The sequence below is a fragment of the Paenibacillus sp. Root444D2 genome, from assembly GCF_001426375.1.
Lineage (GTDB): Bacteria > Bacillota > Bacilli > Paenibacillales > NBRC-103111 > Paenibacillus_E.
Window position 1 is genome coordinate 209,799 of sequence record NZ_LMEO01000045.1, and the last position, 14,451, is coordinate 224,249.

Genomic DNA, 14,451 nt, shown 5'->3' on the forward strand with positions numbered 1-14,451 from the left:
TCAGCCCTCCAGTTCACACTGGCTCCTTTAGCTTCTGCTCTCTGTATTGACCCGGCGTCATTCCTTCAAGCTTGCGGAAATGACGGATAAAATTTTGCGCGTTCGTATATTGCAACCGTTCGGCGACTTCGGTGATCTTCATCTCGGTTCCACTCAGCCAACTCTTGGCCATATCATGACGGATCCCTGCCAAATATTCGCTAAAATTCAAGCCGGTTTCTTTACGAAACATCCGGCGAATGTAATGTGTGCTGTAATTCAACTTCATCGCGCACTGCTCTAATGTTAAATCGCTGTCATAATGATCATGAATCAGATCCATCACGGAACGAGAGATGCTTTTACGGGAAAACTCATGTACTTGGCGAGTTAGCTCCATCATGGGGGCAATTATTTGCGACTTGAACCAGTCTTCAATTTCTTCTGGTGTTTTCAAGCTGAATAATTGCTCATATTTATTGCGGTGATCCTGGGAAATCATGATTCCAGCAGCACCCATGTCGTAAGTTACACGCACCAGATCTGTCAAAAGCATAGCAAAGGACATACGATAGAGCGTGGGTTCACTTGCCACTCTTAGTACTTCTTGAATAAACTGACGAAGCTGATCTCCGGCCTCGTCCCTATCGAGAAAGGTGATGGCCTGTGTGAGCTTCGACACCAGATGATGCGGATAGTATGGCTGAGATGTCATCGGCGGCTTCAGATCACCGATATGTAAAATGGCTTCTTCCCCAAGCCGAATCCGATATTGCAGGGCTTCTTTGGCTTCAAGAAACGCTTGCGGTGTAGCGTACATAGTCTCATACGGTCGGCTAATTCCGACACTGACTTTGAGTCCTAAGAATTCATCAACAGCTCGCTGTACGGACTCAGCTAGACAAGTCAATTCACTTAGCAGATTCCCGTGACTCTCCGCATCGCTCCCGACTAGTGTGACCTGATTATTACCTATAGGCATCGCATGAATGCGCTGCGGTGCCGGTATCAATTCGGAGGCCATATTGTTCATCGCAAACAACAGCAAATCCTGCTCATTGGCATCGTAACGTGTTTGTGCTAAGGTATCGATTTGCATGACCAGAACCGCATATCGACGCCAAGCAGGAAGTTGAAACTGACTTGCTTTGCCCGCCAATTCACTTCGGTTCAGCTCCCCTTGGAAAAGCTTTAACATAAAATAATCGATAAGTTGGCCTGACTGTATCTTCATTTTCCCTTCCAGCTGTTCTTTCGATTGATACAGTGAAGCGAACTGTGTACCAATCCACAGTAATTCGTCTTTAAATACTGTTTCTTCTCCGGATGGTCTGCTTTTCTTCATGGTGAACTCCATCAGGCTGCGCACAGGGAAATAGATTCGCTTCGAGCCCAAGTAAGACAGCAGCGCAGTAAAAAGCAAAAGTAGCAGACAAGCAGTCAAAGTTGCCCATCCGATACTGGCGGACTCCTTCTTCGCTTCCTCTATCGGAATGACGGATACATAGGTCCAGTTATTGTACTTGGATTGGTTGTATACGACACTGTACGGCTTGCCAAGTGATGTGCTGTTAAAATACCCCTGCGTATTGCCCGTGTTTTGCAGCTCCTGCGACCAGGGCTCGGATAGAACGCTTTGACCGATTCTCTTCTCTTTGGTATGAACAATGATATTCATCTTGTCGTCAACAATCATCGTTTCCCGGGTTGAAAAGCCGCCTGTCAGCAGCTTGGCCAACTCGCTATTGGACACACTAACGGACAAATATCCCATTGGATCAGCGGTCGTGGAGGGGATAGTTTTCACCAGCTTGATGCCTGTAAAGGCCTGATCAGACACAGGTGACCAACGGGAGTTAAATGCGGAGTCCAAAGAGAAGGACTTCATAGCCGTGTCCTTTCCAAAATAAAAGCCCCCACCTTTGATATACCAATCATTCCGAAGACTGTGCAGTTCCACATCCTTAACACCCAGCTCATAGGTTTGCACACCAAGAAGCCCTTTTACAAGCAAATCAATGTCCTGAAAATCTTCAATTTTCATCCGTTTGGAGATGGAAAGGGAGACAAAAGGTGTTTCCGCGTAGCGCCTAGATACTTGATCGATGACTTTTAATATCTGTTCGACCCGGCTTTGCGACTGCTGCAAAATAAAAACGTTTGCTTCATTGACTTTCGTTTGGACCGTAGAAGTGGATTGAAAGAAAGCGTATATACCCAGAAACAAAAGAGGAATCGTACTAATTAGTGTAGTAAATGTGATCAATCTGATGAAAAAGGAATACCGAGAGACCATAGTTTCCTCCAGAGATTTAATTTCGTTCTACATGTTCGGGAAAACGCAGGAAAGAAAAAGGGCTAACACATTGTCAGTAGACGTTGCATTAGCCCTCTTATTATTACTCTTATCGCTTATAATATCTATCTAAAGCTGATTTCTGGATCTGAATGGCACGATCAATTTTGGATGCTTTTATTTTACTCACATAGTTGTCAAAGGTATCTAATGGCTCCACGCCAAGTATGATTTTTAGCGACATCTCGTCGACAAGCGTCATAACATCGATCATGATGGAGGAGAGCTCTGCGCTTTCTAATTCTGTCTTCGGCATTTGCGGGAGTACATGACTGTCAACATCGGTATTTGCCCAAACTTGAATGGCCTCCCTTTGCTGAGGCAATGTGTAATATTGCTCCATATAACGAACGTCTTGGACGAAAGGACCGAAGTAACTAGCCCGGTTATACAGCGAAAGGGCTTGAGATGGCGCGAGTTTATTGGGATTTTTCAAAATTAAATCCGTATATCTCGGATATCCGCCTTCCAGGTTATAACTAATTCCCTCGATCCCGAAATTGAAAAGCATATGCCCTTCATCGCTATATCCATAATCCAGCAGTTTCGCAGCTGCTTCAGCATTCTTACTTTTGCTAGAAATGGCAACCCCGCCTGTCCCCACATACGCATAGCTCCGCTGCCCGAACTTAGGCTTATCGCCTTTTATCAACACCGGATAAGGTGCAGGCCCTAACAATGCAGCCTTCTCTTTGTCCTGAACGATGGGCTGCCATTTGCCAATACCTGCGCCAGCATTCCATATCGTTGCCCCGCTTCTTCCTGAAATCATATTGGCATCCAACGTTTTGGTATCCACTGTAGCGATATTTTTGTCAATCAACCCTTCTGCATACCATTTGCGAAAGGTAGCGAGAAACTGTTTATAGCCATCTTCCATCGGCCCATACTTCACTTGGCCGTTATCCAAGTAGAACCCTTTCTTGATCCCATAGGCACCCACGAAAGCACCACCCTCAATGCCGAATAACGGATTGGGAACACCTAAGAAGGTCAAGGGAGCAGCGACTCCCTTCTTCTCTTTAAACGCTTTTAAAACGGTATACCATTCATCGATTGTAGTCGGCGTCTGGAGACCAAGCTCTTGAAGCCAATCCAGACGGATGATGGGCCCCTGATAGGTTCGAAGCAATTCGTCGCCACGAATGAATGGAAACACATAATAACTACCGTTGTCCGTTTTGACCTGTTTGTCTATTTCCGGGTGCTCACTTAAGTATTTTTTTAGATTTGGCGCATGTTTGTCTATGAGATCATTCAATTTCAAAATATAACCGTCATTGATCGCCTTCTCCGGTCCTCCAGGATGGTTATCCCATTCATATTCCATCATATCGGGCAAATCGCCTGACGCTAATAACACATTCATCGCTTCTTTCGCTTGATTCGATGGCGGTTGAATGAAAGTCAGCCGTACCCCTGTCCGCTTCTGCCATTCTTGGAAGAACGGTATGTCCTGAATGTTCGGCTTTACACTCGCTGCATTGCCGTTAAGTTCAGACCAATAGGATAGCGTCTTCTTGGCCTGATCAGGTTGTTCTACCTGGGTAGTAGCTTTATTCGGCTCCTCTGCAGGCTTTGCTGAGTTATTTCCAGAAGTACAAGCCGATAACAATAGGGTAATTACCCACATGAACAATAGGATTGAGGTACTTATACATCTTTTACTCATCTGGTAACCCTCCATTGCCTTAATACCTAGCGTGAATCAGTTCATTTCCTTGAATTTCCCTGGTGTAATCCCCTCGTACTTTTTGAACACGCGAATGAACGTCGCAACCTCATTGTAACCCACATAATTGGCAATATCGGATATGGAGTCTTGCTTATAGCTGATCATGCGTTTAGCTTGTTGAATGCGAACCTTTGTGATGTAATCGAGCAGTCCCTCACCCGTTTGATCCTTAAACAATTTAGAGATATAACTACCTTTTAACTCAAAGCGTTCACCGATGGTATTCACATTTAAATTAGAATCCTGATAATGCTCGTCGATGTAACGAGTCACCTTGGAGATGAGCTCACGCAGCGTCTCTGCACGCTCTTTGGACAAGTTCGTCTCCATTTTCACAGCTGCAAACGCACAAACTTCTTTGAGCAAGGTTTGGAGTTCATGCTGCATTTCCAGTATCGTATCACAGGCGATGATCTTATCCATCCACAATGGATTGTCTTCTAAAATACGGCTATCACCGTCTCCTAGTTCATTGATCGCCTTCACCATCGTACCGACAAGATTGAAAATGAGACATCTCGCCAAGGTTAGTGACACGTGGGGCTTATTGAAATTCCGCTCCATAATTTCGTTCATACTCGCACTAGCATGATCAAAACTGCCAATTTTTATCAGATTTATAATCTGCTGCTCGACCTGAAGCGGATAATAATAGCCCAGCTGTTGCTGATCCGTGGAATCGATTCGAATCTCATCATAGGTGATGATCTCTCTTTTTCCTCGAACCATCTTATATTCCATGGCATCCAATGCCTCACTATACGCCTCGGCGACTCCAAACAAGGAGCCATGGATGCCGCCGATGGATACCGTAAGATCCATGCGGAATCGAATTAAAAACCGCTGTGCTTCTGTGGCAATCCAATGAAGGTCCTGCTTCATTTCAGCAGCTTCGATTTCTGCAAAGTTCACAAGACAGACCATCATATCATCTACTTCAGCCACATAACCCGCATGCCCACGCTGCCCAACAAGCTCTTCCACGACATTGGTTATAATGAACTGTATAAGTTTCCTTCTTTCATTCATATCCATTCCCGGCAAATTGTTGGAAAGGCTGTCCTGGTTCTCAACAGCAAATAAAATGACGGCAAAATCATTAGAGATTAAATCAATATGGAACGATTTGAAAGCTTCCTCATATGGAATCAGTGTATCCATCTTCCCTTTCAGAAGCCGATTGAGCATATTGGATCGCAGCACATGGTGATGGGATTGTAATTGTAAAGCTATTTTATCTTTTTCATTTCTTGTTTGTGAAATTGCTCTTTGGATGAAGTTGAGTTCATTGCCATCTGGCCGTTCCTGGGTGGAATTCTTATCAGAAAGCGACTGAACCAGCCGCTGAATAGGCGAATAATTGCGGCGCATAAAAAACCATGTCAACACGCCTGCTCCCATTAAACTTATTAAAATGCTAATATAGGTGAATTTACGGACATATTCTGCTTTCTCCCAATAAATACGACTAGGAATAACCAAAACATATTTCAAATCAGACACGGCAGATTGCATATAAAATAGCTCTGAATCCCCATTCTGCGCCGGCTTGTACATCACATCATCCCTATCCAACAATTGCTCCAAAATAAGGTTCTTATTGACCGACACAGGTAAATTGGAAAGAAGAACTTGATTATCATGATTAAGAATTAAAATTTGTCCGCCACTAAATCCTGAGATTGTTTCCATCGCCTTCTGAAATCTTTCCATGTCTGCCATGACAACGACGGTACCGGTTTGTTTGCCGTTCAAATCCTTAGGTAGGTGTGCGATATAAGCGATTGAGTTTTGAGAATTCGCTGCATCCGCGCGAGGCAATAAGAGAAATTGGTTATTAGCCGCATTATGTATCGTATCGAGCCATTGCTCGTAGCGAAGCGTTCCTGTGTTGTGAATCGTATCAAAAGCAGTCTTTAGGTCCCTAACATTTCCCGGACGGAGAATCGATGATTCCTGATCCCAAGTGACATAAAATTCATCGATCGTTGCATATGACGTTTGGTACATCCTAAATTCCTTCACCAATTGAAAAGCGAGGAACTGATCGTCGTTTGACCGTAGATTGGAGTACATTAAGCTTTGAAGCTTAGCATTCCAAGTGATCTCCATATTCAATCGTTTCATTAAATCGATTTGATTATCTATCGTATATCGGACTTGTTTCAATAAAGAATCATTCGCACGATGAATCTCGCTCTTAAGTGCTTCACTGGATTGCATATAAATAAACCAGCTCATCATCATGGGTACGAACAACACCGCGCTATATGAAATTAACCAAGTAAAAATAATGCTTTTTCGCTTCTGCCAAAGAAATCGGATCTTCACATGGATCTCCTCCCATTGAATGGTAGATGAATGTCTGAAGGGATTGTCTCCACTTACCTCTATTATACCTCTGATTGCAAGGGGAGGAATGTCCAAAATGACAAAACCGATTGACAAAAGCTCTATTTAACCCGATTTTATTCGGTTTTAACCCTTCAAAGAACCTACCATTACCCCTTTTACAAAAAAACGTTGAACAAATGGATAGATACAAAGCACAGGTACGGTTGCTACGATAATCGTCGCATATTTAATCGTTTCACCTATTTGATGTCGATCTCCCGCATCTGCCCCAACTGACATTCCGTCTGTAGAATTCGAGATTAATATCTCACGGAGTACAAGTTGTAAGGGGAACAGGTCTCTGCTTTTAATAAATACAGAAGCATAGAACCAAGCATTCCATTTATCAACCGCATAATAGAGAATCATAACCGCGATGACCGGCATGGAAAGCGGAATAATGATTTTGAACAAGATGGTAAAATGGTTCGCTCCATCGATCTTGGCCGACTCCTCTAAACTATCTGGTACAGACATGAACGCCGTACGCATGATGATGAGATTGAAGGTACCGATCGCAAATGGAATAATCGTAGCCCACAACGAGTCCAGTAGGCCAACATTCTTCACAACCAGATATAAAGGAATTAAGCCCCCGTGAAAAAACATAGTGAAAACGATGATCAGCATGAATGCTTTATTCCAAATGACATTTTTCCGTGAAAGCACGTAAGCCCCTAAAGCAGTCATCAAAATATTCACTAAAATACCGAACACAACGATAAATAGCGTATTGCGGTATCCAATCAGAATACCTGGGTTTCTCATGACACCTTTGTACGCTTCCAGACTGAAACCTAAGGATTTATACAGAATTCCCTTGTGAGCCACGAGCTGACCTGCTTCACTAAAGGATGCGAAGACGACATATAACAATGGATATAAAGTAGCAACCACTAGCACTACTAAAATGAGATGAATACCAATATCAAACAATCTTTCAACTATACTAGGTCCCTTATTCATTTGCTTCACCTCACCATAAGCTGCTTTCATTTACTTTGCGGCTGATATAATTGGCTGTAACCAATAAAATAAGATTGATTACAGAGTTAAATAAGCCGACTGCTGAGCTGTAACTCCATCCGAATTCAAGTAATCCCTTACGATAGACAAAGGAAGAAATGACATCCGCTGTTTCATACGTGACTGGATTGTAAAGGAGAATAATTTTCTCGAATCCTACATTTAATAAATTCCCCATTCGCAATATGAACATGATAGCAATCGTTGGCATGATGCCTGGTAAGGTGATATGAATGATTTGCTTCCATCTGGTTGCTCCGTCCATACGCGCAGCTTCATACTGCTCGGTATCAATACCCATTAATGCCGCAATATAAATGATGGACTCCCAACCAATTCGCTGCCAAATCTCCGATAGAATATAAATAGGACGGAATAAATCAGGCTTCTGCAGCATCGTCTGGCCATCATATCCAAACGTCATAAGGATCTTGTTGATCACACCATCCGCATTCGTAAAATCAGTTATAATCCCACAAATAACAACAAGTGAAATAAAGTAAGGCATATACGTAATGGTCTGAGCCACACGCTTGAACATTTTGCTGCGCACTTCATTGATTAGCAAGGCCAGAATAATCGGCGCTGGGAATTCAAATACCAAGGAGTACAAACTGATAACAAGCGTATTTTTTAAAATGCGCCAAAAGTAAAAACTGCTGAAAAAATCTTGAAAATGCTTAAATCCTACCCACTCGCTGCCTAGGATACCTTTCATTGGCGAATATTCTTTGAATGCAATCAGTGCTCCATACATAGGGGCATAATGAAAGATAATATAATAAACGAGCACAGGAACCATCATCAGATACAAGTATTTATTCATTATGAAATCACGAACATATCGATTTATGCCCGGTTTTTTCTTTGCTAGTGCCATACTTTTGAGCGGTTGCGTAGTCTCCATCTTTTCCCTCACCTCATTCTGAATGGAAGGAGAGAGCAAAGCCCTCTCCACTCCGTTCCGCATTATCTTTTGTTGTAGCGATCCAAAGCTGCTTTTTGAATTTCAATTGCACGATCTAATTTCAAAGATTTCATTTTATCTAGGTATTTCGGATATTGATCGACGGATTCTGTTCCAAGAACGATTTTTAACGTCATTTCATCTACAAGGGTGTTAACGTCACTCATGATTTTTGCATATTCCGAACTCTCTTCCGCCGTTGGCGTAAGCGGCGGCAGACTGTATTTGTCTACATCCGTTTTCTTCCAAACATTGATCGCCTCGCGCTGGGTTGGCAAAGTAAAAAATTGCTCGGCATATCGTTTATCTTGGATAAACGGACCGTTGTAGCTGCCGCGAACATACATGGACATCGCTTGCGCCGGAGCTAATTTATCCGGATTTTTCATCAATAAATCGGTATATTTCGGATAACCGTTCTCTAAATTGTAGCTAACACCTTCTGTACCGAAGTTGAAAAACATGCGTCCAGCTTCACTATAACCATAATCCAGCAGCTTCGTCGCAAGTTCCGGATCTTTTGCCTTCGTTGTAATGGCCACAATACCTCCAGAAGAATACGGTTTATCCTTTTGGCCAAATTTAGGGATATCTCCTTTTTTCAGTACCGGGTAAGGAGCTGCGACCAATTGTGCTTTGGGATCTTTCGCTTGAACAATTGGCTGCCATTTCCCAATACCGCCGCCAGCATTCCCAATACTTGCTCCCGTGCTAGCTGTGGAGAAGTTTCCATCCAACGCTTTCGAGTCGACGGTGGCAATATTTTTATCCAGCAAGCCTTCTTTATACCATTTGCTGAATAATGCCATATAATCCTTGTATCCGCTCTCCGCTGGACCGAATTTGATTTGTCCATTTTCCAAATAGAAATTGCGGTTAACCCCAAAAGCCCCCAGAAACGCGCCATTATAAGAGTCATTGAAAAAGTTCGGTTTACTGATGAAAGAAAGAGGTGCCGCTGCTCCTTTCTTTTCTTTAAACGCTTTAAGAGCAGTAGTCCATTCATCAATCGTTTCCGGTACAGGAAGACCTACCTCGTCTAGCCAATCTTTGCGAATAATTGGACCTTGGAATACTTGCAGATACTCATCTCCCCGAATGAAAGGAAATGCATAGTAGCTGCCGCTATCGGTTTTTACCATTTTGTCAATTTCGGGATTGTCTTTCAGAAATTTCTTAAGGTTAGGCGCATGCTTGTCGATCAAATCATTCAATTTAAGGATGTATCCATCTTTAATCGCCTTCTCAGGTCCACCCGGGAAAGTAAGGAAGTTATATTCGATGATATCCGGCAAATCCCCGGATGCCAACATGACATTAAGAGCCTCTTTGGCCTGACCCGTCGGCGGTGCGGAGAACTTGAGCTGCACGCCTGTCTTCTTCTGCCAATCTTGAAAGAAAGGAACTTCAGCGTGGGTTGTTTTAACACCAGTTAAATTCGGGGTCAACTCGCCCCAATACGTAAGTGTCTTATCTGTTTTGATTGGGTATGTCGTCACGGTGTTGTTCGCAGAAGGCGATTGCGTTTCTTTCGTTGTATTAGGTGTAGATCCCGTCTGAGAGGAGCAAGCAATCATTGTGCCCATCATCAAGACAGTCATAGTTGTAGCTAACATTTTCTTCATTCATTGACCCTCCAGTAATTTTATGGTGAGATGCATCTCTTCCCTTAGATTAATGGAACGCCCCTGACTTAAATATGAGTAAAATGAGGAATGGCATGTTGATTTTCATTCAGAAAACTGATGATTTCGCCAAAGCAATAGACTATTTCTAAAAACATTAGCCATATTTACAAAAAAAGAACTAGCGTAAGATCATCGCTAGTTCTTCTACCCTATACTTTCTCCAAACTCTCCCGATATGCCTTCGGACTAAAACCCGTCATTTTCTTGAAAATGCGGCTGAAATGCTCGGGGTTGAGGTATCCGATTCTCTCCGAGATATCCGAAATTTTGATCCCCAGTTCGAGCAGCTGCTTCGCCTCTTCGATACGCAGCTTCGTCAAATAGTGGATGAAATTGCAGCCGACTTCTTTAACGAACTGCTTGCTCAAGTAGCTTTCGCTCACGCCCACCATCTCACTAATGAGCGACTGATTAATTTCCTCACGATAATGCAAATCGAGGAATTTCTTTGCACTAGCAATAGAAGGACTATAGCGAGCAGCATTCATAAGGCCATTTCCGTGAATAGCTGAATGAGCACGCTGAATTAGCAGTCTGACATAATGCTTCGTTTCCTCCAGCGTCTCCAGCTGTTTGATTTCATCAAATGGATTGTGAGAAGTAGGCTGTACCTCCTCCAAGCGTATGCTTTTCGCATAAAGAACAGCGCCGAGCTCCCACAACATATCGACGAAGAAAGCTCGCACCCTGTCAGGCAGCTCCTGCCTCGCATCAGACATTCGCTTCTCCAATTGTGCATACTCGCGAACCCACTGACTTTCGTCAGGCTGCTTTAGAGCTTGAAGCATTGCAAGCCTCCCAGCTCTCAACTCATCCCACAACTCACGGTCCCCGTTGTCTTTCACACCGGATTCATGGGACGCCGATTCCCGATAAAACAGCTTCCCCAAGCAGGCAAAATAACTTTTCGCTGCCAACCGCTTGGCTTGCTGGTATAGGCGAGGCCACTGTTTACAGCCATTTGCCAAATCGCTTATGCCTACCGAAATAGAAGCGTTCACATATTGCAGCAGGCGAGTTTGAATCATGGTCAGTGCGCTATGAATTTGGGAACGAATCGCTGATTCGCTGCGATCGTGCGGGAACGCGCACAATAAGACGTATTCGCCAGCCTCCCGTCGAACAATTTCATGCAAAATGGACATTTCATGCAGAACCGTTAGGATCGTTTGTAGGATGAAACCATGCAGCTTTGTCGTATCGATAGCTCGTGCTATTTGAATGACAATCGCCATCTCGTTCGTTTCATTTAACAAACCGCTTGTTGATAATAGCCATTGTTCGAACGACTCTGCGTCTTCCTTCGGATCGAAGTCAAGCAGCTTCTGTAATAACGCATCCTTATCCGATTGTTGGACTAGCTGCTTGTCCACAGGTTCAATCGCCTCTGTCTTCGATACGCCACCTAACCGGACTAACTCCTCTACGGCTTTAGTGATTACTGGTACGATATGCTCCTCATCCATATCCACCTTGACGATGTAGTCGAGAGCCCCGAGCAGGAAAGCTTCCCTCACATAGCTGTAATCGCTATAGGCGCTCAAAATAATCGGAACCGGACGTTTCGGCAAAGCTGGATCGTTTAAAGCTTTTAATAGCTCAATGCCGTTCATTCGCGGCATTTGGATATCGACTAGCAGCAAGTCGATGCCGCCACGGGCCTTAAGAAGCGCGAGACCTTCGACACCGTCAACCGCTTCGCACACGATTTCAATATGGAGAGCTTGCCAATCGATCAAATGATGCAAGGCCAAGCGAACTAACGGTTCATCATCAACGATCATCATCTTGTACATGGTAGTTACCCCTCATATAGAAATTCGTCTGTCTAGCTACCTTGGCGATGTTAAAAAACATGCTGGGCTTCTGGACAAGAATAATGCCGCTGGGCAGCGAGAACCGCGATTGCTATAAAAAGTATATAATATAGAACATTACTGAGCAATTGTCGTTTGCTTGCGGTTAATGAAATTTCATTCAGCTTTTAGGCATTTACCGAAGCACTTGAATAAATGAATGAATCCATATTCTCGGTTGAATGAAGTTGTAGAAAAGATGATATTTTTGGTAGAATATACATTTTGAAACAGGCTAAATCCAGTCATCTTCTTGAAAATTCAACACTGTTTAGTGTCCCAATTTTATGAATCGCAGAATGTGCATGTACTAGAAGCTGCTTCACATAATACAGCATTTCTTCTAGCGTATCGTTCTGTTTAACTTCATCAAACGGATCGAAAACGCTTATCTCCTTCATCCGAATGCCTTTGGCATAAAGAACGGCTCCGAGCTCCCTCAACGCATCGACGAAAAAGGCTCTTACTCTGTCAGATAGCTCCTGCCTAACACCCTGCAATCGCTTCTCCAATTGGTTAAACACCCGTTCCCACCGACTTGCTGCAGCATGCTTCAGCGCTTGAAGCAGCACCAACCTCCTTGACTTCAAGTCGTCCCACAACTCCTGATCCCAATCGTCTACTCAAGTCATCCCCCATATAGTTGTTCTTCTGCTAGGCAACTAACCTTTAATGGCTCCATCCATCAAGCCTTTAAAGATGTAGCGTTGGAACACGATGTAAAACAGCACACTGGGAAGCAGCACCAAGATGATACCTGCACAGAGTGCCACCAGATCCGAGCTCCGCTCGCCGACAAAAGCCATGAGAGCGGTCGGCAAAGTTGCAAGCTCCTTTTTTGGCATATATAAATTTTGCACATAAATATCGTTCATAATGGTTACGCTCTTAAGAATCCCGAGTGTAGCGGTCGCCGGTAGCAGCAGTGGGAAAATAATCGAGCGGAAAATGCGGAAATACGATGCACCATCCATCATCGCACTTTCATCTAGCTGGGCTGATATTTTTTCCAGAAACTGAATGTAAATATAGATTTGCATAATATCTGTCCCTATATAAATGAGCAGCGGAGCACCCAAAGTATTGTACAGACCCATGGCATGAATCAGCTGGAAACGTGCGATCTCCGTCGTGTATGTCGGAATGATCATCGAAACCATGAACAACAGCAGCACCACTTTTTTCAGCTTAAAATCAAAACGGTTGAGCACAAATGCCGTCATCGTACCTAGCAGGGCATTACCGGTCATACTAATAACAACCATCACCAAGGTATTGCGTAAACCAAGCAGAATGTGACCTTCGCCAACGGCTTTTACAAAATTCTCAAAATGAAAGAGATTGATTGGCAGTGAGAAAGGCGAAGTCGCCCCCAGCTCTGCATTTGTCTTCAGAGAGCCGAATACGACAAGTAGAATCGGAATGAACACAATCAAACACATCGCTATAAAAAAGAAATAGTACAGAACATTACTGAGCAATTGGCGTTTGCTCTCTGTTAGTGTGAGTTCCATTAAGACTCGCTCCTATCTTTAATGATCCAATTTTGTAATGACGAGAAGCAGATGATCAAGATCAGAAGACTAACCGCCATGGCCGAAGCAAGTCCGTAATTGTTATAGGTAAACGCTGTTTGCAAAGAAAACAAACCAAAAGTAGAGCTGGCCGTTCCAGGTCCGCCGCCAGTCATCACATAGGGAATATCGTACTGCAGCAGCGCGCCGGAGATGTTCAGGAACAAGATGATTTCCATCACTCGCCGAATGCCAGGCAAGGTAATATAGCGGAGCTGCCTCCAAAAACCAGCGCCATCCATTTTGGCAGCTTCATACAGATCTGTGGGAATCGACTGCAATCCCGCTAGAATGAGGATAATATGAACACCACTGAAGCGCCATAGAGATACAGCGACCAGCGAGTAATTTACGATACTCAAGTTGCTTAACCATCCGGTAATGAGCGACTCCAGCCCCATCCATTTGAGCAGTTCGTTGAGTGGCCCATTCACAGGGTTATAGATGTAGCTGAACATATAAGCAACGGCAATACCGTTAATAATGTAAGGCATAAGCACCGTAAACCGAAAAAATGAACTTCCGCGTATCGTGCGATTGAGCAGCACCGCTGTCATCACTTCAATAGGAATGAACAGCAGATGGACGACAAAGTAGATGCCATTGTTGCCAATAGCTTTCCAGGCATCCGGGAAATCAAAAATCAGTTTTTTATAGTTATCAAACCCGATGTACTTCAAACTCTCGCTGTATCCGTCCCAATTCGTTACGCTGTACCGAAACAGTTGCAGCGTGGGATAGAAGAGGAACAAGAGCATGAGCGCAACCGGAATGAACAAAAACGACCAAATGATAACTTTCTTCTGTAAGCTGTAACTCATCTCCACTCACCCCTAAGTCTCTATTGATAGAAAAAGGGTACTATTCCGTCTCGCT

General features: G+C 43.7%; 10 protein-coding genes. All 10 read right to left on the minus strand.

The features are described from left to right. Window positions 1-13: 13 nt before the first annotated feature. Complete coding sequence (locus ASD40_RS22675) at window positions 14-2,275, minus strand: helix-turn-helix domain-containing protein (RefSeq protein WP_057305433.1); 2,262 nt, start codon at window positions 2,273-2,275, stop codon at window positions 14-16. 109 nt (window positions 2,276-2,384) lie between these two features. After that, a complete protein-coding gene (locus tag ASD40_RS22680) occupies window positions 2,385-4,007 on the minus strand; it encodes an extracellular solute-binding protein (protein ID WP_156390156.1) in 1,623 nt (540 codons plus the stop codon). Between the two features lie 36 nt (window positions 4,008-4,043). After that, window positions 4,044-6,401, minus strand: a complete 2,358-nt coding sequence (locus tag ASD40_RS22685) for a helix-turn-helix domain-containing protein (protein ID WP_057305435.1) — start codon at window positions 6,399-6,401, stop codon at window positions 4,044-4,046. Window positions 6,402-6,548: 147 nt separating this feature from the next. Then, window positions 6,549-7,430 (minus strand): carbohydrate ABC transporter permease, encoded by an 882-nt coding sequence (locus tag ASD40_RS22690; RefSeq protein WP_057305436.1) that lies wholly within the window; start codon window positions 7,428-7,430, stop codon window positions 6,549-6,551. Between the two features lie 10 nt (window positions 7,431-7,440). After that, a complete protein-coding gene (locus ASD40_RS22695; RefSeq protein WP_057306264.1) occupies window positions 7,441-8,370 on the minus strand; it encodes an ABC transporter permease in 930 nt (309 codons plus the stop codon). Between the two features lie 89 nt (window positions 8,371-8,459). After that, window positions 8,460-10,082 (minus strand): extracellular solute-binding protein, encoded by a 1,623-nt coding sequence (locus tag ASD40_RS22700; protein WP_057305437.1) that lies wholly within the window; start codon window positions 10,080-10,082, stop codon window positions 8,460-8,462. A gap of 212 nt (window positions 10,083-10,294) precedes the next feature. Next, on the minus strand, window positions 10,295-11,941 hold the full coding sequence (locus ASD40_RS22705) for a helix-turn-helix domain-containing protein (RefSeq protein WP_057305438.1): 1,647 nt from the start codon (window positions 11,939-11,941) through the stop codon (window positions 10,295-10,297). A 305-nt stretch (window positions 11,942-12,246) separates the two neighbouring features. After that, the gene (locus tag ASD40_RS22710; RefSeq protein WP_156390157.1) at window positions 12,247-12,591 is read right to left on the minus strand and encodes a hypothetical protein; all 345 of its coding nucleotides are present in this window, start codon (window positions 12,589-12,591) and stop codon (window positions 12,247-12,249) included. A 72-nt stretch (window positions 12,592-12,663) separates the two neighbouring features. Continuing rightward, complete coding sequence (locus tag ASD40_RS22715; protein ID WP_082562384.1) at window positions 12,664-13,515, minus strand: carbohydrate ABC transporter permease; 852 nt, start codon at window positions 13,513-13,515, stop codon at window positions 12,664-12,666. Continuing rightward, the gene (locus ASD40_RS22720; RefSeq protein ID WP_057305440.1) at window positions 13,515-14,396 is read right to left on the minus strand and encodes a carbohydrate ABC transporter permease; all 882 of its coding nucleotides are present in this window, start codon (window positions 14,394-14,396) and stop codon (window positions 13,515-13,517) included. Before ASD40_RS22720 ends, ASD40_RS22715 begins: the two co-directional genes overlap by 1 nt. Window positions 14,397-14,451: the final 55 nt, after the last annotated feature.